The organism is Methylobacterium endophyticum (genome assembly GCF_050591105.1).
GTDB lineage: Bacteria > Pseudomonadota > Alphaproteobacteria > Rhizobiales > Beijerinckiaceae > Methylobacterium.
Window position 1 is genome coordinate 139945 of sequence record NZ_JBNHES010000005.1, and the last position, 21574, is coordinate 161518.

A 21574-nucleotide genomic window follows, 5' to 3' on the forward strand; every position below is an offset into this window, starting at 1 on the left:
TTATGTCGGCGCGGACTCCAGGGGAGGACGCCGACGGTCAGGCTGGAAAAACGGGGCCGGGAGCTCGGGTGATGCGTGAGTTGGAGCCGCGGCTCTTCGACTACATCTGGCGCTACACGAAGCGCGACCAGCTCATCATCTGTGCCGTCGTCCTCGCCTCGCTGCCGTTCTATTTCGCATCGCTCGACCTGCCCAAGCGCATCGTCAACGACGCGATCACCGGCAAGGCCTTCGCGCAGGGCAACCCCACGGCGCCGTTCCTCGACACCGCGATCCGCTGGCCGCACTGGCTCGGCGGCGGCGAGACGCGCCTGTTCGAGGGGTTCCAGCTCGGCCGGACGGAGCTGCTGCTCGGCCTGTCGGGGCTGTTCCTGGCCCTCGTGCTGATCAACGGCGCCTTCAAGTTCTGGATCAACCTGTCGAAGGGGGTGCTCGGGGAGCGCGTGCTGCGGCGCCTGCGCTTCCAGCTCTTCTCGCTGATGCTGCGCTTCACCCCGCGGGCGCAGCGCGAGGTGAAGGCCTCCGAGACGGCGACCATCATCCGCGACGAGGTCGAGCCGATCGGCACCTTCATCGGCGACGCCGTGGTGGTGCCCGTCTTCCTCGGGACACAGGCCGCGACCTCGCTGACCTTCATCCTGATGCAGAACATGTGGCTCGGCCTGGCGGCGGCCTCGATGGTCGGGGTCCAGATCGTCGTGATCCCGCAATTGCGGCGCGAGATCATCCGGCTCAGCCGGCGGCGCCAGCTCGACTCGCGCGCCTTCGCGGGGCGGGTCGGGGAGGTGCTCGAGGGCCTGCCGGCGGTGACGGCCAACAATGCCGGCCGCTGGGAACGGGCCGAGATCGGCGGCCGGCTCTACGGCCTGTTCGACCTGCGCCTGCGGATCTACCGGCGCAAGTTCATGGTGAAGTATCTCAACAACCTGCTCGCGCAGGTGACGCCGTTCCTGTTCTACGCCATCGGCGGCGTCCTCGCGGTGAAGGGCCAGCTCGATATCGGCCAGCTCGTCGCCGTGCTCGCGGCCTATCGCGACCTGCCGCCGCCCCTCAAGGAACTGATCGACTGGGACCAGCAGCGCCTCGACGTCGAGGTGAAGTACGAGACCGTCGCCGCCCATTTCGCGCCCCACCGGCTGAGCGCGCCGGAGCCCGAGCCCGAGCCGCAGGGCGCGCGCCCGTCCCTCGGCAGCCCGCTGCGGACCGAGGGGCTGCGGCTGAAGAACCCGGACGGGCCTCCGCTGACCTGGCCGGACATCGAGGTCGCGCTGCCCGCCCGGATCGCGCTGTCCTCCCCCGGCACGGGCCAGGCGCGCGGCTTCGCGGCGGTGCTCGCCGGCTTGCAGGCGCCCGCCGCCGGCACGGTGCGGATCGGCGGGCACGAGCTCGCGAGCCTGCCCAAGACGGCCCTGGCGCGGGAGATCGCCTATGCCGGCCCCGACCCGGTCCTGTTTCCGGGCACGATCCGCGCGAACGTCCTCTACGGGCTGCGGGATCGTCCGGCGGGCGCCGATCCGGCCCCTGCCGGCGACCCGCCCGAGCGGCAGCGGCTGATCGAAGCCGCGCGGACCGGGAACCCGGCCGAGATCGCCGACGATTCCTGGATCGATCTCGGCGCGCTCGGCCTGTCCGATCTCTCCGCTCTGGACGAGAGAATCCTGCGGCTCCTCGGCCGCCTCGGCATGGACGACGACCTCTACCGCTTCGGGCTCGGCGCGCTCAGCGTCGTGACCGGCGATTGCGAGATCGGGCAGCGCCTGATCGCCGCGCGCGAGCACCTGCGCGAGCATTTCGAGGTCTCCGGCCAGAGCGGTCTGGTGATCCCCTTCGCGCGCGGCGCCTACAACGAGCAGGCCACCATCGCCGAGAACCTGTTGTTCGGCGTGCCCGTCGATCCCTCCCTGGCGGGCCGGAGCCTCGCCGGGGACGCCCGCTTCCGCGCCGTGCTGGCCGAGCTCGGCCTCGTCGACCCGCTCTCGGCCATGGGCGTCGCCATCGCGCGCAACATCGTCGAGATCTTCCACGACCTGCCGCCGGGCCATCCGCTGTTCCGGCGCTTCTCGCTCGTGGCCCCCGACGAGATCCCCGATCTCGCCCGCCGGCTCGCCCATATCCGCCCCGGCAGCCCCCTCCCGCAGGCCGACGGCACCGTCTTCCTCGCCCTGGCGCTTCCCTATGTGGAGCCGCGCCAGCGCCTGGGGCTCCTCGACGACGGGCTGCGCCAGCGTCTCGTCGGCGCGCGGGGTCGCGTCCAGGCGGCGCTCGAGGGACCGCCGGGGGGCGGCATCGAACCCTACGACCCGAGCCGGATCAATCCGCTGATGTCGATCCTCGACAACCTGCTCTTCGGGCGCATCGACATGGCGCGCGGGCACGGCGAGGCGGCGATCCAGCGCGAGGTCCGCGCGGTGGTCCGCGAGTTCGGGCTGGAGGAGGGGATCAGGCGGCGCGGCCTGCAACACGAGGTCGGCAACAAGGGGCAGTTCCTCACGGCCCGGCAGCAGGCGGCGGTGGACCTCGCCCGCGCCCTGATCCGGCGGCCCGGCATCGTCGTCGTCGACGGCGCCTTCACCCGGATGGAGGGCGGCCTCGCGCTGCTGGTGGAGGCCGCAGAGGATCCCGGCATGACCCTCGTCGCGGTGCTGGAGGGCGACGCGCAGGCGCCGGGTTTCGACAGGTCGATCAACCCGCTCCGCGAGCACTGAACGCTCCGGCAAGGCCGGTCCGGGGCCGGGGCGTCAGGGTGCGCCGGGCGGTCCCTCGCCCTTGCCGACGAAGGGGATGCCCTCGATGGGGCATTCCTCGGTGCCGACGCTTTGGCGCGTGATCGCCCGCACGGCGTCGCGGGTGCCGTCCGGGTCCTCGATCCAGCGGCGGTAGAAGTCGTACGGGCATTCCGACATCCCGTGCCGGTTCTCCTGGGAGTTGATCATGCCCGTGTAGCCGCGGTGCAGCAGCTTGAAGAGGTGGTTCTCGGACTGGCCGTGGGCGCGGAAGTCGCGGATCAGGAACTTCGACAGGGCCGCGTACTGGATGCCCATCTCCTCCTCGCCGCATTCGCCGAGCGTCCGCCCGTCGAAGCCGATGATCGCGGAATGCCCGAAATAGGTGTAGACGCCGTCGAAGCCGGCGGCGTTGGCCACCGCCACATAGGTGTTGTTGGCGAACGCCATCGCCTTCGAGATCAGGATCTGCTGCTCCTTTGCCGGGTACATGTAGCCCTGGCAGCGGATGATGAGCTCGGCGCCGCGCATGGCGCAGTCGCGCCAGATCTCGGGATAGTTGCCGTCGTCGCAGATGATGAGGCTGACCATCAGCCCCTTCGGCCCTTCCGAGACGTAGGTGCGGTCGCCCGGATACCAGCCCTCGATGGGCGTCCAGGGCATGATCTTGCGGTATTTCTGAACGATCTCGCCCCGGTCGTTCATCAGGATGAGGGTGTTGTAGGGGGCCTTGCGCGGGTGCTCCTCGTGGCGCTCGCCGGTCAGCGAGAAGACGCCCCAGACCTTCGCCTTCCGGCAGGCGTCCGCGAAGATCTCGGTCTCGGCGCCGGGCACCGTCGAGGCGGTCTCGTACATCTCGGCGGCGTCGTACATGATGCCGTGGGTCGAGTATTCGGGGAAGATCACCAAGTCGAGCCCCGGCAGGCCGGTCTTCATGCCGACGATCATCTCGCCGATCTTTTTTGCGTTCTCCAGCACCTCCGCGCGGGTGTGGAGGCGCGGCATCTTGTAGTTGACCACCGCCACGCCGACGCTGTCGGCGCTGGAGGAAATATCTCCGTGCATCATGGCGCGATCTCTCCCTGTTGGGTCCGGCAGGTGCGGCCGTCGGTGCGCTCCAGGGCCGCGCCGTGGTCGGCTCCGGGAGCGGATCGCCCCCGGAGCACTGGTTTTGGCGTCAGTGGCTGATCATCCAGGGCCGCGCGTTCGGGAAGCTCTTGGCGGCGGCCGGTGTCTTGCTGGCGGATGTCTTGCCGGCGGATTTCGGCGAGCAGCAGCCGCAGCCCGCCCCATGAGCCGACACGCGCCGGGGCTCGTGGCGGCTGCGCTCGTTGGTGGCATGCGCCGCCCGCGTGCCCGCGTCCATGGAGGCGAGCCTCGGAGCGGTGAGGAAGGCGCGCCGGCAGCTCGTCCCACAATCCGGGCAATCGTGCGGGTCCTGGAACTGCGCCATCGGGCGCAGCACCGTGAACGGCCCGCAGGAGTCGCAAGCGTAGTCGTAGACCGGCATGTGAGCGCTTCCAGGCAAAGTGTGTGCGGTTTGCCGGCTCGGGAAGCGCGGCAAACCAAGAGGTCAGAGATCCGGCGAGAGCGGCATGTCGATGGAGCCGTCGAGGAACTTCGTCGGCCCGGCCGCGGACGGGTTGATGTCGAAGTCGAAGATGCCCGTCGGGATCCAGAGGGTGGCGCAGGCGTTCGGGATGTCGACGACGCCCGAGATATGGCCCTGCACCGGCGCGGTGCCGAGGATCGAGTAGGCCTGCGCGCCCGAATAGCCGAACTTCTTCAGGTACTCGATGGCGTTGAGGCAGGCCTGGCGATAGGCCACCGTCACGTCGAGGTAGTGCTGCTTGCCGTATTCGTCGACCGAGACGCCCTCGAAGATCAGGTGGTCGTCGTATTTCGGAGTGATCGGCGACGGCTTGAAGATCGGGTTCTTGATCCCGTACTTCGCCATGCCGTCCTTGATGACCTCGACCTTGAGGTGCACCCAGCCCGCCATCTCGATGGCGCCGCAGAAGGTGATCTCGCCGTCGCCCTGGCTGAAATGCAGGTCGCCCATCGAGAGGCCGCCGCCGGGCACGTAGACCGGGAAGTAGATCTTCGAGCCGCGCGAGAGATCCTTGATGTCGCAATTGCCGCCATGCTCGCGGCCCGGCACCGTGCGGGCGCCGGTGGCCGCGGCGGCATCCTTCGCGTCGCCCTTCAGGCGGCCCATATGCGCCGTCGGCGCGAAGGGCAGGGTGGCGAGCGCCGGCACCCGGCTGGGATTGGTGTCGTAGAGCGCCTTCTCGCGGGTGTTCCAGGTCTCCAGCATCTTCGGATCGGGCAGGCAGCCGATCAGGCCGGGATGGATCAGGCCGGGGAAGCGCACGCCCGGAATGTGGCGCGACTTGGTGAACATGCCCTCGAAGTCCCAGATCGACTTCTGGGCCAGGGGGAAATGCTCGTCGAGGAAGCCGCCGCCGTTCTTCTTCGAGAAGAAGCCGTTGAAGCCCCACTGGCTCTCGGGCTTGGCGCCGATGTCGAGGAGGTCGACCACGAGGAGGTCGCCGGGCTCGGCGCCCTCGACGCCGATCGGGCCGGAGAGGAAGTGGACGATCGACAGGTCGATGTCGCGCACGTCGTCGGCGGAGTCGTTGTTCTTGATGAAGCCGCCGGTCCAGTCGTAGGTCTCGACGATGAAATCCGAGCCCGGCTTCACATAGGCGACCATCGGGATGTCGGGGTGCCAGCGGTTGTGCACCATGTCGTTGTCGTAGGCCGACTGGCTGAGATCGACCTTGATCAGCGTCTCGGGCATCTTTTTCTCCAGCTCCCTGTTCCGTTCCGGGCGGAACGTCCCTTCCGCGCCGCTGCGCGGAGTTCAGCTCGCGGGCCGCCTGACGGGCGGGGCCTCCCTCAGACAGAGAGGAAGCGGGCGACCTGGGCCTCGTCCACGTCGGCGCGCAGCGATTCGTGGACGATCTCGCCGTTCTCCATGACGAGGAAGCGGTCGGCGACGTCGAGGGCGAAGCTGAGGACCTGCTCGGAGAACACGATCGACAGGCCCCGCTCGTCGCGGATCTTCTTCAGCGTGCGCCCCATCTCGCGGATGATCGAGGGCTGGATGCCCTCCGTCGGCTCGTCGAGGAGCAGCACCTTGGGCTTGCTGGCGAGCGCCCGCGCGATGGCGAGCTGCTGCTGCTGGCCGCCCGACAGGTTGCCGCCGCGCCGGCCCTTCATCTCCAGCAGCACCGGGAACATGTCGTAGAGGTCCTGCGGCACCTTGCGGCGCCCGGTGACGGTCAGCCCCGTCTCGATGTTCTCCTGCACCGTCATGGTCGAGAAGATCATCCGCCCCTGCGGCACGTAGCCGAGGCCGGCGGCGACGCGCGCGTGGCTCTTGAGCCCCGCGATCTCGTTCCCCGCGAGGCGGATTGCGCCGGTCTTCGTCGGCACGATCCCCATCAGGGTCTTCATGAGCGTGGTCTTGCCCATGCCGTTGCGGCCCATCACGGCGACGATCTCGCCGGGCGCCACGGAGAAGGTGAGCCCGTGCAGGACCTCGCTCTGGCCGTAAGCGGCGTGGAGGTCGTCCACGGCCAGGATCGGAGCGGCGCCGGGAACGGTCGCGACGGGAGGCGCGGCGGCGGAAGCGGACGGGGCGACGTGCAGCATGACGCTCAATGTCCCAGATACACTTCGATGACCTTGGGGTCGTTCTTGACCCGCTCCATCGAGCCCTCGGAGAGCACCTTGCCCTGGTGGAGCACGGTGACGCGGTGGGCGATGTCCTCGACGAACTTCATGTCGTGCTCGATCACCAGCACCGAGCGGCCGACGATGATCTGGTTGAGGAGCTCCGCCGTCTTGATGCGCTCGCCGACGCTCATCCCGGCCACCGGCTCGTCGAGCATCAGGAGCTCGGGATCCTGGATCAGCAGCATGCCGATCTCGAGCCACTGCTTCTGGCCGTGGCTCAGGAACTCGGCCCGCTCCCTGAGCTGGTCCTTGAGGAAGATCGTCTCGGCGATCTGGTGGATGCGGTCGCGCACCTCGGCGTCGCGCTTGAAGGTCAGCGCCCCGAACACCGAGCGCCCGCGCGGGAAGGAGATCTCCAGGTTCTCGAACACGGTCAGGTCGTCGTAGATCGACGGCGTCTGGAACTTGCGGCCGACGCCGGCCTGGACGATGGCGCTCTCGGAGAGCTTGGTCAGCTCCTGGCCCTTGTAGCGGATCGAGCCGGCGCTGGCCTTGGTGCGCCCGCAGATCAGGTCGAGCACCGTGGTCTTGCCGGCGCCGTTCGGCCCGATGATGACCCGGATCTCGTTGGGATCGACGTAGAACGACACGTCGTTCACCGCCTTGAACCCGTCGAAGGAGACGGTGAGCGCGTCGACCGCGAGGAGGTAGTCGGGCGGGGCCGACTCGGCGCCGATGACGGAGGAGGGGAGGATCGCGGCGTTCATGATGCTCTCGCTTTCGCGGTCACTCGGCCGGGGCGCCGTGGGGGACGATGGCGGGCGGCGACGCGCGCAGCCCCTTGATGCGGCGGGTCAGGCGCGGCTCGATCTGCTCGCGCCAGATCCCGGCGAGCCCGTTCGGGAAGGCGAGCACCACGGCGATGAACAAGGCGCCGAGGCCGAAGAGCCAAAGGTCGGGAAAGCTCTCGGAGAAGCTGGTCTTGGCGAAGTTGACGAGCAGCGTGCCCCACACCGCGCCGAACAGCGACAGGCGCCCGCCGACGGCGGCGTAGATCACCATCTCGATGGAGGGCACGATGCCGACGAAGGAGGGCGACATGAAGCCGACCTGGAGGGTGAACATCGCCCCACCGATGGCGGCGAAGGCGGCCGCCAGGCAGAAGGCGAAGACCTTGAACCCCGCCACCGAGTAGCCGGAGAAGCGGACCCGGTCCTCCTTGTCGCGCATGGCGACGAGGATGCGCCCGAGCTTCGACTTCTTGACGTATTGGGCGATCAGGATGCAGCCGATCAGCAGGCCGCCATTGACGAAGTAGAGGATGAACTTCGCCGAGTCGGTGCGGATGTCCCAGCCGTGGAGGGTGCGCAGGTCTGTGATGCCGTTGATGCCGCCCGTGTAGCCCTGCTGGCCGACGATCAGGATCGTCAGGATCGCGGCGATGGCCTGGGTGATGATGGCGAAGTAGGTGCCCCCGACGCGCCGCTTGAACATCGCGAAGGAGATCACCAGCGCGAACAGCACGGGCACCGCGATCACCAGGATCAGCGTCAGCGGCAGGCTCTGGAACGGCTTCCAGAACCAGGGCAGGGCGGTGAGCTGGTTCCAGTCCATGAAGTCGGGGATGCCCGGCGTGGACTGGATCTTGGTGTTCTCGACGCTCGAGGCCTCGAGCTTCAGGTACATGGCCATGCAGTAGCCGCCGAGCCCGAAGAAGCAGCCCTGGCCGAGCGAGAGGATGCCGGCATAGCCCCAGCAGATCACCAGGCCGAGCGCCACGAAGGCGTAGGTGAGGTACTTGCCGACGAGGTTCAGCCGGAACCCGTCGAGGACGAGGGGCAGGACCACCAGGATGAAGCCCGCGAGAAGGAGCAGGCTCACCCACTCCATCGGTTTCATGAACGGGTTGTCGTTCACGGTCAGCGAGGTCGAGAGTTTCTGAACGGGGCTGGTCATCGCGATTAATCCTCAGCGCCGGACCTTGAGGGTGAACAGGCCCTGCGGCCGCAGCATCAGGATGCCGACCACCGCGAGCAGGGTCAGGACCTTGGCCATCGAGCCGGATATGAAGAACTCCAGCGTCGACTGGGTCTGCGAGATCGAGAAGGCGGAGGCGATGGTGCCGAGCAGGCTCGCGGCGCCTCCGAACACGACGATCAGGAAGGTGTCGACGATGTAAAGCTGGCCCGAGGTCGGCCCCGTGGAGCCGATCATGGTGAAGGCCGAGCCGGCGACCCCGGCGATGCCGCAGCCGAGCCCGAACGTGTAGCGGTCGACCTTCTCGGTATCGATGCCGACGGCGCCCGCCATGGCGCGGTTCGACATCACCGCGCGGACCTGCTGGCCGAAGCGCGAGCGGAAGATCAGCAGCGCCACCGAGACGGTGATGATGATCGTCACCGCCATCACGAAGAGGCCGTTGATCGGCACCTCGATGGTGTCCGTGACCTGCACCGAGCCGATCAGCCAGGAGGGCAGCTCCACGCCGACCTCGCGCGCCCCGAAGATCGAGCGGTAGGCCTGCTGGAGGATCAGCGAGAGGCCCCAGGTGGCGAGAAGCGTATCGAGCGGGCGCTTGTAGAGGTGGCGGATCAGCGTCCACTCCACCAGCATCCCCATCGCCCCCGAGGCCAGAAAGGCGAGGATCATCGCCAGGAAGAAGTACACCGGGAACAGCGACGGCAGATGCGCCTGGAAGAAGGTCGAGCAGAGATAGGTCACGTAGGCGCCGAGGATCATGAACTCCCCGTGCGCCATGTTGATGACGCCCATCTGGCCGAAGATGATCGCCAGGCCGAGCGCCATCAGCACGTAGACGGAGAACAGGATCAGGCCGGCGAAGCCCTGCATGGCGAAGATCGCGCCGAGGTCGCCAAGAGAGTATTCACCGAACATCCGCGCGCTCCGCCAGACATGACGTGCGAAGGGCCCGGCGATCCGGGCCGTTCGTCAGATTCGGCGGGACGTTTTGCGGGGCGTCCCGCAAGTCCCGCGCCAGAAGCGCCGAGGCCTACTGGTAGCCCTTCGGGAAGGGGTCCGGCTTGATGAGCTCGGGGCTCGTGTAGACGATCTCGAACTGGCCGTCGGTCTTGGCCTTGCCGACGCGGGTCTTCGACCAGAGGTGGTGGTTCGGGTCGATCTTGACGTAGCCCTCGGGCGCGCCCTTGAACTCGAGGTCGGGCGAGGCCGCGACCACCTTGTCGACATCGAAGGAGCCGGCCTTCTCGCAGGCCATCTTCCACAGGAACGGCCCCAGATAGGCGGCCTGGGTGACGTCGCCGATGACAGTCTTCTCGCCCCACATCTTCTTGAAGGCGGCGACGAAGGCCTTGTTGTTCTCGTTCTCGATCGACTGGAAGTACTTCATGCAGGCATAGGCGCCGGCGATGTTCTCGCCGCCGATGCCGTCGATCTCGTCCTCGGTGACGGAGATCGTCATCAGCACCTGCTTCGAGAGGTCGATGCCGGCCGCCTTGAGCTGCTTGTAGAAGGCCACGTTCGAGCCGCCGACCACGTCGGCGAAGATGACCTTCGGCTTGGTGAGCTTGATCTTGTTGATGACCGAGTTGAACTGCGTGTGGCCCAGCGGGAAGTATTCCTCGCCGACGACCTTGCCCTTGAGTACGTTCTCGACATGCTTGCGGGCGATCTTGTTCGAGGTGCGCGGCCAGATATAGTCCGAGCCGATGAAGTAGAAGGTGTCGCCGCCCTTCTCCTTGTGCACCCAGTCGAGGCCGGCGAGGATCTGCTGGGTCGCTTCCTGGCCGGTGTAGAAGACGTTCTTCGACTGCTCCAGGCCCTCGTAGAATGTCGGGTAGTAGAGCAGGCCGTTGTACTGCTCGAACACCGGCAGCACCGCCTTGCGCGAGGCCGAGGTCCAGCAGCCCATCACCGAGGCGCACTTGTCGTTGACGAGGAGCTTCTTGGCCTTCTCGGCGAAGGTCGGCCAGTCGGAGGCGCCGTCCTCCTGGATGATCTTGATCTTGCGCCCGAGCACGCCGCCGGCCTCGTTGATCTGCGAGATCGCGAGCTTCTCGGCCTGCTGCGCTCCGGTCTCGGAGATCGCCATGGTGCCGGTCACGGAATGCAGGATGCCCACCGTCACCTCGGTGTCCGTCACCGCCAGCCCGGTGGTGTTCACCGCCGAGGTCGGGGCGGCGGCGAACGCGCCGCGCGGCATCAGGGCCAGCGCCGGAATGCCGGCGAGCCCTCTCAGCAGCTGGCGCCGCAACGGCGAGCGCAAACCGGTATCTTTCTCGTCTGCCATCGTGCCTGACCCCGATCTCGCGTCCGGCGGCCTTGAGCGTTGGCCGCGGATCGACACCGTCAGGCTAGGTCGGCCGTTGCGGCGCAGCATATACGCTGTATTGCGTATGGCCGCGCTCTTGCGTTTGGCGCACCGTCGACCCGTCTCGGTTCTGGAGTTTGATGCTCACCGCCGCATGCAGCGCGACCCGCCGTGGCGGACGGCGCTCGCCGCGTCTCGCACGCGCGGGCGGGCGTTCGCATGCGCGCGGCGTCGCCCGCGAACGGCGGCCGCGATGAGCGCGCCGCAGAGAATCATCCCGATCCGGCGCGACTACAACCGTTTCGTCGCCGACGAGACCCTCGAGGACTACGCGCTGCGCTTCACCGCCAAGAAGGCGCGGCGCTGGTCCGGGCTCGAGGTCGCGCAGACGGCGCTGGGCTCGGTCTCGTTCCTGGCGCTGGAGGCGATCGGCGGCACGCTGGTGCTGACCACCGGCTTCGCGAACACCCTGGCCGCCATCCTCGTCGTCGGCCTGGTGATCTTCGCCACCGCCGTGCCGATCACGGTCTACGCCGCCCGCCACGGCGTCGACATGGATCTGCTCACCCGCGGGGCCGGATTCGGCTATCTCGGCTCGACGGTGACGTCGCTGATCTATGCGAGCTTCACGTTCCTGTTCTTCGCCATCGAGGCGGCGATCATGGCGCTGGCGCTCCAGCTCTGCTTCGGGCTGCCGCTCTGGATCGGCTATCTCGTCTGCGCCGGCGCGGTGATCCCGCTGGTCGTCTACGGCATCCGGCTGATCAGCCGCTTCCAGATCTGGACGCAGCCGCTCTGGATCGGGCTGAGCCTGCTCCCCCTGGCCTTCATCGCCGCGCGGGGACCGGCGCCGCTCGACGCGCTCGCCGCCTTTCCCGGTCTCGACGGGGGCGGGGGCGGTTTCGATCTCGCGCGGTTCGGGCTGGCCTCGGGGGTGCTTCTGGCGCTGCTGGCGCAGGTCGGCGAGCAGGTCGACTTCCTGCGCTTCGTGCCGGAGGCCGAGGGCCCGCGCGACCGGCGCTGGTGGCTCGCGGTGCTCGCCGGCGGCGCGGGCTGGATCGTGCCCGGCATGCTCAAGATCCTGCTCGGGGCGGGGCTCGCCGTGCTGGCGCTGTCGCACGGCGTGCCACCCGAGCACGCCGCCGAGCCGACGCGCATGTACGCCGTCGCCTTCGGCTACGTGGCCGGGGAGGGGAGCCGGGCGGCCCTGCTGCTGATGGGCCTGTTCGTCCTGGTGTCGCAGTTCAAGATCAACCTCACCAACGCCTATGCCGGCTCGATCGCCTGGTCGAACTTCTTCTCGCGCCTGACCCACAGCCACCCCGGCCGGGTGGTCTGGCTGGTGTTCAACGTGGCCATCGCCGTGCTCCTGATGGAGCTCGGCATCGACAAGACCATCGGGAGCACCCTGCCGCTCTACGCCTGCGTCGTCTCGGCCTGGGTCGGGGCGCTGGCGGCGGACCTGGCCGTGAACAAGCCGCTGGGCCTGTCGCCGCCGGGCATCGAGTTCAAGCGCGCCCATCTCTACGCGATCAACCCGGTCGGCACGGGAGCGATGGGGCTGGCCCTCGTCGCGGGCTGCCTCGCCCATGCCGGCTGGCTGGGCGGGACGGTCCAGCCCTTCGCGCCGATGCTGGCGCTCGCCGTCGCCTTCTGCGCGGCCCCGGCCATCGCCTGGTGGACGGGAGGCCGCTGGTATCTCGCCCGCGTGCCGAAGACCGATTGGGGCCGCTCGGAGATCACCTGCTGCGTCTGCGAGCTTCCCTTCGAGGGCGAGGACATGGCCCAGTGCCCGGCCTATGCCGGGCCGATCTGCTCGCTCTGCTGCTCGCTCGACGCGCGCTGCGGCGATCTGTGCAAGCCGCAGGGGCGCCTGGAGGCGCAGGCGCAGGCCGCGCTCGGGCGCGTGCTGCCGGTGCGCACCGCCGCCTGGGTCGGCGCGCCGCTCGGGCGCTACCTCGCGGTGATGCTGACGCTCTGCGCCGTCATCGGGCTGATCCTCGGCATCGTCCATGCCGGGGCGAGCATCGCGCATCCCGAGCACCGCGAGATGCTGCGCGCGGCGCTCACCAGCGTGTTCTTCATCCTGGTGGTCATTCTCGGGGTGGTGGCGTGGCTGTTCGTGCTGGCGCAGGAGAGCCGCCGCGTCGCCCAGGCCGAGACCATGCGCCAGACCGCGCTCTACGAGGCCGAGATCGCCGCCCACAAGATCACCGACGCGAAGCTCCAGGAGGCCAAGGAGCGGGCCGAGGCCGCCAACCACGCCAAGAGCCGCTACGTCGTCGGCCTGAGCCACGAGCTGCGCACCCCCTTGAGCACGGTGCTCGGCTACGCCCAGCTCCTCGAATCCGATCCCGCGATCCCGGCGGCGCGCCTCAACGGCATCCGGGTGATCCGTCGCAGCGCCCAGCATCTCTCGGGCCTGATCGACGGCCTCCTCGACATCTCGCGCATGGAGGCGGGCCGCCTCCAGATCCATCGCGACGAGGTCAGGCTGTCGGAGTTCCTCGACCAGATCGTCGACATGGTCCGGCTCCAGGCGCGGGAGGCGGGGCTGCAATTCCGCTTCACCCGCCCCGAGATCCTGCCGGCGGTGGTCGCCACAGACGAGAAGCGCCTGCGGCAGGTGCTGCTGAACCTGCTCTCGAACGCCATCAAGTTCACCGATTCTGGCACCGTCTCCCTCGATCTCAGCTACCGCAGCCAGATCGCCGTCTTCACCATCCGCGACACCGGCCCCGGCATCCCGGAAGCGGATCTCGAACGGATCTTCGAGCCCTTCGAGCGCGGTTCGACGGCAGCCGCGCGCAGCACGCCGGGAACCGGGCTCGGGCTCACCATCGCGAACCTGCTGGCGCATCTGCTTGGCGGCGAGATTACCATCGCCAGCACGCCCGGCGCGGGCACGCAGGCGCGGCTGCGGCTGATGCTCGCCTCCGTGGCCCAGCCCGCCGCCGCTGCGCCGCCCTCGCCCTCGACGAGGGCCGAGCGGGCCTATGCGGGCGAACGGCGCACGGTGCTGGTCGCCGACGACGATCCCGAGCACCGCGCCCTGATGCGGGCCATCCTCGAGCCCCTGGGGCTTGCGGTGCGGGAGGCGGAGTCGGGGACGGCCTGCATCGCGGCGGTCGCCGAGGAGGTGCCGGACCTGATCCTGCTCGACATCGCCATGCCGGGCCTGAGCGGCTGGGCCACCGCCGCGGCCCTGCGCGCGGCCGGCCATGCGCGGCCGATCGCGATGATGTCGGCCAATGTCCACGAGATCAGCCCCGTGCGGGGCGACGACGCACCGCACGACGCGATCATCGCCAAGCCCTTCGACCTGCGCGACGTTCTGGAGCGCGTCGGCAAGCTGCTGCGCCTCGACTGGACGGAGGAGGACATCCCGGCCGCTCCCATCTCGGGCCCCGGTCCCGAGCATGTCGGCGAGCTGCTGCGCCTCGGGCGGATCGGCCATATCCGCGGCATCGAGGCCAAGCTCGCCCAGCTCGAGGAGGACGCGGCCGCGTCCCCGGCCTTCGTCGCGCAGATGCGCGGCCTCGCCGGGAGCTACGACCTGCGCCGCTACCTCGCCGTCCTTCAGGAGCTCGCGCGCGATGGCTGAGCCCCACCGCGACGTGATCCTCGTCGTCGACGATTCGCCCGACACCCTGCGATTTCTCACGGAGGCGATCGAGCGCTCCGGCGCCACGGTGCTGATCGCGGTGGCGGGCGACCTGGCGCTCGCCGTCGTCGACGAGGTCACGCCCGACGTGATCCTGCTCGACGCCGTGATGCCCGGCATGGACGGCTTCGAGACCTGCCGGCGCCTCAAGGCCAAGCCCCATCTCGCGGGGGTGCCGGTGATCTTCATGACCGGCCTGAGCGAGACCGAGCACATCGTGGAGGGCCTGAGCGCGGGCGGGGTCGACTACGTCACCAAGCCCATCGCCCCCGACGAGATCCTGGCCCGCATCCGCGTCCATCTCGCCGGCGCCAGGGCCGCGCAGAGCGCCCGCGCCGCCCTCGACACCACCGGCCGCACGCTGCTCGCCGTCGCGGCGGACGGCGCCGTGCTGTGGTCCACCCCGCAGGCCGGGCGCCTGCTGGCGGGCCTCGCCCCCGCGGCGCAGGACGGCGCGACGGCGCTTCCGCCGCAGAGCCGGGACTGGCTGCGCGCCTGCCTCGCCGGATCGTCCTCCGCCCCGCTGACCCTGCGGGACCGGACCGGCGCAGCGCTGACCTTGAGCTTCGTCGGGCGCACCCCGGACGAGATCCTGCTCCGGCTCTCCCGCGACGATCCCTCCGCCGGCCCGGCGCGGCTGCGGGCCCATCTGCCGATCACGGCGCGCGAATCCGAGGTGCTGTTCTGGCTGTCCCAGGGCAAGGCGAGCCGCGACATCGGCGAGATCCTGGGCCTGAGCCACCGCACGGTGACGAAGCATCTCGAAGGCATCTACGCCAAGCTCGGCGTCGAGAATCGCACGGCGGCCTCGATGATCGCCAACCGTTTCCTCCAGGATTTCGGATAGCCCCCGGAAGGCCCGGCGCGCGGGTGGACGTGATCCGGGACGGCCCGCGCAGTCGCCGCGCGTAGAATGCACGCTTTCGCGCCAATATAGGATCGATCCGGGCAGTCTCTGATCGATCGCTGCGCATGCCGTTGCTTGACCTCGACCCGCCTCCGGGGCGCAGGGCCGCTTTCGCCTCCATCCAGCAACTAATTGCTATCTGCGGCCGGCGGCGCTGGGTTTAATCGGTCCGGTTCCAAGGCAGCAGTTTCCAAGGCAGCAGTCGATGACGGATGCACCGATGAGACTTCCCGCCCAGCCGCCCTTCGACCCGGAGGCGATCCCAACCGACGCGGTCGTCTCGCGGGGCGGGCGCGAGCTGCGCCTCGTCTGGGCCGGGGGCGAGGAGGCGGTGCTCGCCGCCGAGACGCTGCGCCTGCGCTGCCGCTGCGCGTGGTGCACCCGCGACCGCCTTCAGGAGCGTTTCCCGGCCTCCTTCGAGGCCGTCGCCGTCACGAAGATCGACGAGATGGGCGGCTACGCCGTCAATATCGGCTTCTCCGACGGACATGCCCGCGGGATCTTCCCGTGGGTCTACTTGCGCGACCTCGCCCGCGAGGGCGCCGCGCCACCGGCCGAGGACCAGACGCCGCGCGCGGCCTGATCCTTCACCAAGCCCCTTCGTCCAGAGCGCGGTCGTCTCGCGCTGCCCAAGCGAGTTTTGCCATGAGCGCCTCCACTCCCAAGGTCGAGATCATCGAGACCGACATCCTCGTCATCGGCGGCGGCACCGGCGGCCCGATGGCCGCCATCAAGGCCAAGGAGGCCGACCCGAAGCTCAAGGTCGTCCTCATGGAGAAGGCGAACGTGAAGCGGTCCGGCGCCATCAGCATGGGCATGGACGGGCTGAACAATGCCATCGTGCCGGGCTACGCCACCCCCGAGCAGTACGTGAAGGAGATCACCGTCGCCAATGACGGCATCGTCAACCAGAAGGCGGTGATGGCCTACGCGCAGGGCTCCTTCCCGATGATTCAGTACCTCGACAAGCTCGGGGTCAAGTTCGAGAAGGATGGCTCGGGCGAATACAACATGCGCAAGGTCCACCACATGGGGACCTACGTGCTGCCCATGCCGGAAGGTCACAACGTCAAGAAGGTGCTCTACCGGCAGCTGCGCCGCCTCCAGGTCGGCGTCACCAACCGCTACATGGCGACCCGCCTGCTGAAGGGCGCCGACGGGCGCATCGCCGGCGCCATCGGCGTCAACACCCGCACCACGGAGTTCCTGGTGGTGAAGGCCAAGGCCGTGGTGCTGGCCTGCGGCGCCGCCGGGCGCCTCGGACTGCCGGCTTCGGGCTACCTGTTCGGCACCTACGAGAACCCCTCCAATTGCGGCGACGGCTACGCCATGGCCTACCATGCCGGCGCCCAGCTCGCGAACCTCGAATGCTACCAGATCAACCCGCTCATCAAGGACTATAACGGCCCCTCCTGCGCCTACGTGACGGGACCGTTCGGCGGATACACCTCGAACAACAAGGGCGAGCGCTTCATCGAGTGCGACTACTGGTCGGGCCAGATGATGCTCGAGTTCTGGCGCGAGCTCCAGGGCGGCAACGGCCCGGTGTTCCTCAAGATGGACCACCTGCGCGAGGAGACCATCTCCGAGATCGAGACCATCCTGCACTCGAACGAGCGGCCCTCGCGCGGTCGCTTCCACGAGCGGCGCGGCACGAACTACCGTAAGCGCTCGGTGGAGATGCACATCTCCGAGATCGGCTTCTGCTCGGGCCACTCGGCCTCGGGCGTCTGGGTCGACGAGCAGGCCCGCACCACGATCCCCGGCCTCTACGCCGTCGGCGACATGGCGAGCGTGCCGCACAACTACATGCTCGGCGCCTTCGTGAACGGCGGCATCGCCGGCGCGGACGCGGCCGCCTACTGCGCCGCCACCTCGCTCGCCGATTACGACCAGGGCGATTTCCTGGCCGAGCAGGAGCGCATCCTCGCCCCGACCCGCCGCGAGGACGGGCTCACGCCCCACGAGATGGAGTTCAAGACCCGCCGCCTCGTCAACGACTACCTGGAGCCGCCCAAGATCACGGCCAAGATGGAGCTCGGCCAGCGCCGCTTCGCCGAGATCCGCGAGGACCTCGACCAGCTCGTCGCCCGCGACCCCCACGAACTGCACCGCGCGCTCGAGATGCAGACCATCCTCGATTGCGCCGACATGGCGGCCCATGCCTCGCTCTACCGCACCGAGAGCCGCTGGGGCTTCTACCACCTGCGCGTCGACTACCCCGAGGCCAGCCCCGACTGGGCCTGCCACACCGTCCTCTACAAGGACGACAAGGGCCGGATGGCGAGCGCCAAGCGCGAGGTCGACCCCTTCATCGTGCCCGTCGCCGAGGAAGAGATGAACGCCTACCACCAGCTCCGCATCAAGACTCCGGCCGCCGCCGAGTAGTTTTTTTGGTGGCGGATGGTCCTGCCGGACCATCCGCGATCCGCCGCACGGGCGGCGACGCGCCGTCGCGCTTGCGCCCTGCGGGCGAAACTGCCGCTCTCAGGGCGGGATCGAATATCCGAGGAGAATTTTGATGCCGATCATCACCCAGGCCAAGAGCGCCGCCGTCGTCATCGACGACGACAAGTGCATCGCCGAGAAGGGCTGCCGCGTCTGCGTCGATGTCTGCCCGCTGGACATCCTCGCCATCGATGAGACCAAGCAGAAAGCCTACATGAAGTACGACGAGTGCTGGTACTGCATGCCCTGCGAGGTCGATTGCCCGACCAACGCCGTCAAGGTCAACATTCCCTACCTGCTGCGCTGAGGCCGACCATGGCACCCGTGTTCGACACCTTCGACGACGACCTCGACGATCTCGCCGAGCGCGCCGCCGACCCCGATGCCGGCATCCGCCGCGTCGCCATGATGGAACTCGCCGAGGCCGTCGGGCCGGAGGCCAAGGTCCTGCTGCTCAAGGGGCTCGGGGACGACGACGCCACCGTGCGCGCCGCCGCCGCCAAGGCGCTCGACGAGCATGACGGCCCGGAGGTGGTCGAGGGTCTGGTCCGCTCGCTCGAGGACACGGACGAGGACGTGCGCCGCACCGCCGCCGAGACCCTGTCCGAGAAGAAGGAGCCCGCCTGCGGGCCGCTCCTGATCGAGCGCGCCGAGCACGCCGATCCCTTCGTGCAGGCGGCGGCGCTGCGGGCGCTGCGCGAGCTCGTGCTGCCCGACGCCCTCGCCGCCGCGCTGAAGGCCCTGCGCAGCGCCTCTCCCGAGGTGCGCCGCGAGGGGCTCGGCGTCATCGGCTACCTCAAGGCGGAATCGGCCCTGCCGGCGCTGCTCGCCACGGCCCGCGACACGGATGCCAGCGTGCGCCGCGCCACCATGGCCGCCCTCGTGTTCCTGCGCTCGGGCGGTCCGGGCGTGCCGACGCTGCTCGCCGGCCTCAAGGACGAGAACTGGCAGGTGCGCGAGGAGGCCGCCGTCTCCATCGCCAAGAGCCGCCTTCCCGAGGCGGTCGAGCCGCTGATCGCGGCGATGGACGACCCGGTCTGGCAGGTGCAGGCCAAGACCGCCAACGCGCTCGGCCGGATCAAGCCGGTGGAGGCGATCGGCGCCCTCGGCCGCGCCCTCGAATCCGACGTGAGCAACCTGCGCAAGGAGGCCGCCGCGGCGCTGGGCGAGATCGCCGACCCGCGCGCGCTCACCTTCCTGGAGCGTTCGGCGGAGGACCCCGACCCGGACGTGCGCAAGCTGATCCGCTGGGCCATGGGGCGCTGCCAGCCGAGCTGAACATGGACGGTCCGTTCCGCCGGAAAGCGGAAACGGAGAAAGAAGGCGCTGCGGCCCCGCCAGGCCCGGCGCCTTTTTTCTTTTCTGATCACAATGGCTTACTGCGTACGAAGAGGCGGCTGACGGGCGGCTCGGAGCGGTCTAGTTTGGAGCTGGTACAAGCTTTGCTGCCTTCGCCTTAGGCAGCCAGGCAGGAGCCCGCGATGCAGACGACCCTCCTCCGCACGGATACGGCCCATCTCTCCTCGGGCCTGTCGCTGCCCTCCTGCCTGCCGAGCGCCAGCCCGATGGAAGCCTATCCGCAGCCGAACGGACCGCGCCCGCTCCTCGAGGGCCTGAGCGAGTCGGAACGCGCCCAGATCCTGGAGAAGGGCCGCCGGCGCGTGCTCTACAGGGGCGCGACGCTGTTCACCCAGGAGACGCCGAACGACGGCATCTGGCTCGTCGAGACCGGCCGCATCCGGGTGTTCTACGCCGCGCCGACCGGCCGCGAGATCACGCTCGCCTATTGGTATCCCGGCAACTTCGTCGGCGGCCCGGAGGTGTTCGGCACCGGTACCCATAGCTGGTCGGGCATGGCGGCGAGCAACTCCACCGTGCTGCATCTGCCCGGCGCGGCCCTGCGGCAGCTCGTGGCCAAGATCCCGGCGCTGGCCTTCGGCATCATCGACGGGCTGACCTTCAAGGGCCGCTGCTACTCGGCGCTCGCCCAGATGCTCGGCACGCGCTCGATCACGGACCGGCTCGCCTTCCTGCTGATCCATCTCTCGGGCCTCTACGGCGTCGAGGAGGAGGGGGGCGTGCTGATCGCCGCCGACTTCACCCATGCCGACCTCGCCCACATGGTCGGCGCCACCCGCCAGTGGGTGACGATCAGCCTGAAGCGGCTGGCCGAGCAGGGCGTCGTCACCACGCGGCGCTCGCAGATCCTGATCCAGCGCCCGGACCTGCTCGCGCGCATGCCCGGTGGCGAGGAGCACGCTTAATTGGAATGCTTCTCGCTCAAAGTTGCATCACCGCCGACAGTCGCCGGACTTTTTGAGCAACTAATCGACTCGCTATCGACGTCTCCGTTTGATCGAGAAGCACCCGGCGGCCGATCATCCCCTCGATGTCGAGACGGCATCTGACGGGATAGACGGAGCGCCTGATGACATCGGCTGTGTTGAGACGGAACTCGGTCTCCGTCGTTGCTCTGCTGGCGATGGCGGGCTCGCTTCTCTGCACGCCCGCGCGGGCCGAAACCACGCTGACGGTGGGCATCGGCACCCAGGACACGACCACCAACACCGCGACGGTCGGGGTCGTCGTCCGACAGCTCAAGCTCATCGAGAAGCACCTGCCGAAGACCGGCAAGTACGCCGACATGAAGATCCAGCTCGACTGGCAGAACTTCACCTCCGGGCCGCCCGTCACCAACGGCATGATGGCCGGCAAGCTCCAGTTCGGCGCGATGGGCGACTATCCCCTCGTCGTGAACGGCTACACCTTCAAGAACAACCCCGAGAGCCAGTCGCAGCTCATCGCGGTCGCCGCCTACAACCTCTACGGCTCCGGCAACGGCATCGTGGTCCACAAGGACTCCGAATACTTCTCCTTCGAGGACCTGAAGGACAAGGTCGTCAGCGTGCCCTTCGGCTCGGCCGCGCACGGGATGGTGCTCAAGGCGCTCCAGGACAAGGGCTATCCGTCGAGCTTCTTCCGCCTGGTCAGCCAGAGCCCCGAGGTCGGCTCGACCAACCTCCAGGAGAAGAAGATCGACGCGCATGCCGACTTCGTCCCTTTCGCCGAGCTGCTGCCCTTCCGGGGCTTCGCCCGCAAGATCTTCGACGGCGTCCAGACCAACCTGCCGACCTGGCACGGCGTCGTGGCGCGCACCGACTTCGCCAAGCAGTATCCCGAGATCGTGGACGCCTACATGCAGGCGATCCTCGACGCGCAGGCCTGGGTGAAGGCCGATCCCAAGCGCGCCGCCGAGCAGATCGCCGCCTGGACCGGCACCGACAAGGAAGTCGTCTACATCTTCCTCGGGCCGGGCGGCATCATGACCGTCGACCCGACCATCAAGAAGCCCCTCGTCGACGCGGCGGCCGAGGACGTGAAGGTCTTGCAGAAGCTCGACCGCATCAAGGACTTCGACGTCGCCCCCTGGGTCAACGACAGCTACATCCGCAAGGCCTTCGCCGAGCGCAAGCTCGACTACGACAAGCAGCTCGACTCGACGGCGAACTACGAGGTCTCCGGCGATGACGGCTACTGCAAGAAGCCCGTCACCGAGCCGCGCAAGGCCGGCGAGATCTGGATCAAGGGCGGCGACATCAAGCCCTATTCCAGTGCCTCCTGCACGCTCGCCGCGCTCAACGAGATCAAGGCCAAGGGCGGCGAGGTCAACGTCGCCTACGTCTTCGACACGGCGCGCGGCATCAAGCTCTTCGCCAGCGAGGCCTTCTACGTGGCGGACGGCAAGGGCGGCCTCTCGCCCTTCCTGCTCAAGCAGGACGCCGAGGCCGCCGCCAAGACGGGAGGCGGCAAGGTGATGCCCTTCACCGATGCCCTCAAGGCCGTCGTGACGCGAGGCTGAA

Annotated in this window: 17 protein-coding genes; 9 read left to right on the forward strand and 8 right to left on the reverse strand. The window is 68.6% G+C overall.

Annotation, left to right across the window (positions count from 1 at the left end; all coding sequences use genetic code 11):
• The first annotated feature begins 71 nt into the window (after positions 1–71).
• Positions 72–2705 (forward strand): ABC transporter transmembrane domain-containing protein, encoded by a 2634-nt coding sequence (locus tag ACP56T_RS08045; protein WP_430911619.1) that lies wholly within the window; start codon positions 72–74, stop codon positions 2703–2705.
• Positions 2706–2738: 33 nt separating this feature from the next.
• Here the strand turns inward: ACP56T_RS08045 and ACP56T_RS08050 are convergent, their stop codons facing one another.
• The 8 genes from ACP56T_RS08050 to urtA all read right to left on the reverse strand — a co-directional run bounded on the left by ACP56T_RS08050 (position 2739) and on the right by urtA (position 10674).
• On the reverse strand, positions 2739–3791 hold the full coding sequence (locus tag ACP56T_RS08050) for an aliphatic amidase (protein ID WP_430911620.1): 1053 nt from the start codon (positions 3789–3791) through the stop codon (positions 2739–2741).
• A 109-nt stretch (positions 3792–3900) separates the two neighbouring features.
• Positions 3901–4233, reverse strand: coding sequence for an FmdB family zinc ribbon protein (locus ACP56T_RS08055; protein ID WP_430911621.1), 333 nt, complete (start codon positions 4231–4233; stop codon positions 3901–3903).
• Positions 4234–4296: 63 nt separating this feature from the next.
• The gene (gene fmdA, locus ACP56T_RS08060; RefSeq protein WP_430911622.1) at positions 4297–5526 is read right to left on the reverse strand and encodes a formamidase; all 1230 of its coding nucleotides are present in this window, start codon (positions 5524–5526) and stop codon (positions 4297–4299) included.
• 98 nt (positions 5527–5624) lie between these two features.
• A complete protein-coding gene (urtE, locus tag ACP56T_RS08065) occupies positions 5625–6314 on the reverse strand; it encodes an urea ABC transporter ATP-binding subunit UrtE (protein WP_430911725.1) in 690 nt (229 codons plus the stop codon).
• Positions 6315–6388: 74 nt separating this feature from the next.
• The gene (gene urtD, locus ACP56T_RS08070) at positions 6389–7174 is read right to left on the reverse strand and encodes an urea ABC transporter ATP-binding protein UrtD (protein ID WP_430911623.1); all 786 of its coding nucleotides are present in this window, start codon (positions 7172–7174) and stop codon (positions 6389–6391) included.
• A 19-nt stretch (positions 7175–7193) separates the two neighbouring features.
• Positions 7194–8363 carry an urea ABC transporter permease subunit UrtC gene (gene urtC, locus ACP56T_RS08075; protein WP_430911624.1) on the reverse strand — a complete coding sequence of 390 codons (1170 nt, stop codon included), beginning with the start codon at positions 8361–8363 and terminating at the stop codon, positions 7194–7196.
• A gap of 12 nt (positions 8364–8375) precedes the next feature.
• A complete protein-coding gene (gene urtB, locus ACP56T_RS08080) occupies positions 8376–9302 on the reverse strand; it encodes an urea ABC transporter permease subunit UrtB (RefSeq protein WP_430911625.1) in 927 nt (308 codons plus the stop codon).
• Between the two features lie 115 nt (positions 9303–9417).
• Positions 9418–10674, reverse strand: a complete 1257-nt coding sequence (gene urtA / locus ACP56T_RS08085; RefSeq protein ID WP_430911626.1) for an urea ABC transporter substrate-binding protein — start codon at positions 10672–10674, stop codon at positions 9418–9420.
• A gap of 274 nt (positions 10675–10948) precedes the next feature.
• Here urtA and ACP56T_RS08090 point away from each other — a divergent pair, with 274 nt between their 5' ends.
• The 8 genes from ACP56T_RS08090 (at position 10949) to ACP56T_RS08125 (ending at position 21573) form a co-directional block, all read left to right on the forward strand.
• Positions 10949–14299 carry an ATP-binding protein gene (locus tag ACP56T_RS08090; RefSeq protein ID WP_430911627.1) on the forward strand — a complete coding sequence of 1117 codons (3351 nt, stop codon included), beginning with the start codon at positions 10949–10951 and terminating at the stop codon, positions 14297–14299.
• The gene (locus tag ACP56T_RS08095) at positions 14292–15206 is read left to right on the forward strand and encodes a response regulator transcription factor (protein WP_430911628.1); all 915 of its coding nucleotides are present in this window, start codon (positions 14292–14294) and stop codon (positions 15204–15206) included. The genes ACP56T_RS08090 and ACP56T_RS08095 overlap by 8 nt, the downstream gene beginning before the upstream one ends.
• Positions 15207–15486: 280 nt before the next feature.
• A complete protein-coding gene (locus tag ACP56T_RS08100; protein ID WP_430911629.1) occupies positions 15487–15849 on the forward strand; it encodes a gamma-butyrobetaine hydroxylase-like domain-containing protein in 363 nt (120 codons plus the stop codon).
• Between the two features lie 62 nt (positions 15850–15911).
• Entirely contained in the window at positions 15912–17654 is a 1743-nt protein-coding gene (locus ACP56T_RS08105; RefSeq protein ID WP_430911630.1) for a fumarate reductase/succinate dehydrogenase flavoprotein subunit, read from the forward strand.
• A gap of 133 nt (positions 17655–17787) precedes the next feature.
• The gene (locus tag ACP56T_RS08110) at positions 17788–18021 is read left to right on the forward strand and encodes a 4Fe-4S dicluster domain-containing protein (RefSeq protein WP_238273811.1); all 234 of its coding nucleotides are present in this window, start codon (positions 17788–17790) and stop codon (positions 18019–18021) included.
• 8 nt (positions 18022–18029) lie between these two features.
• The gene (locus ACP56T_RS08115; protein WP_430911631.1) at positions 18030–18992 is read left to right on the forward strand and encodes a HEAT repeat domain-containing protein; all 963 of its coding nucleotides are present in this window, start codon (positions 18030–18032) and stop codon (positions 18990–18992) included.
• A gap of 287 nt (positions 18993–19279) precedes the next feature.
• A complete protein-coding gene (locus ACP56T_RS08120; protein WP_430911726.1) occupies positions 19280–19978 on the forward strand; it encodes a Crp/Fnr family transcriptional regulator in 699 nt (232 codons plus the stop codon).
• A gap of 164 nt (positions 19979–20142) precedes the next feature.
• Positions 20143–21573 (forward strand): ABC transporter substrate-binding protein, encoded by a 1431-nt coding sequence (locus tag ACP56T_RS08125; RefSeq protein ID WP_430911632.1) that lies wholly within the window; start codon positions 20143–20145, stop codon positions 21571–21573.
• Position 21574: the final 1 nt, after the last annotated feature.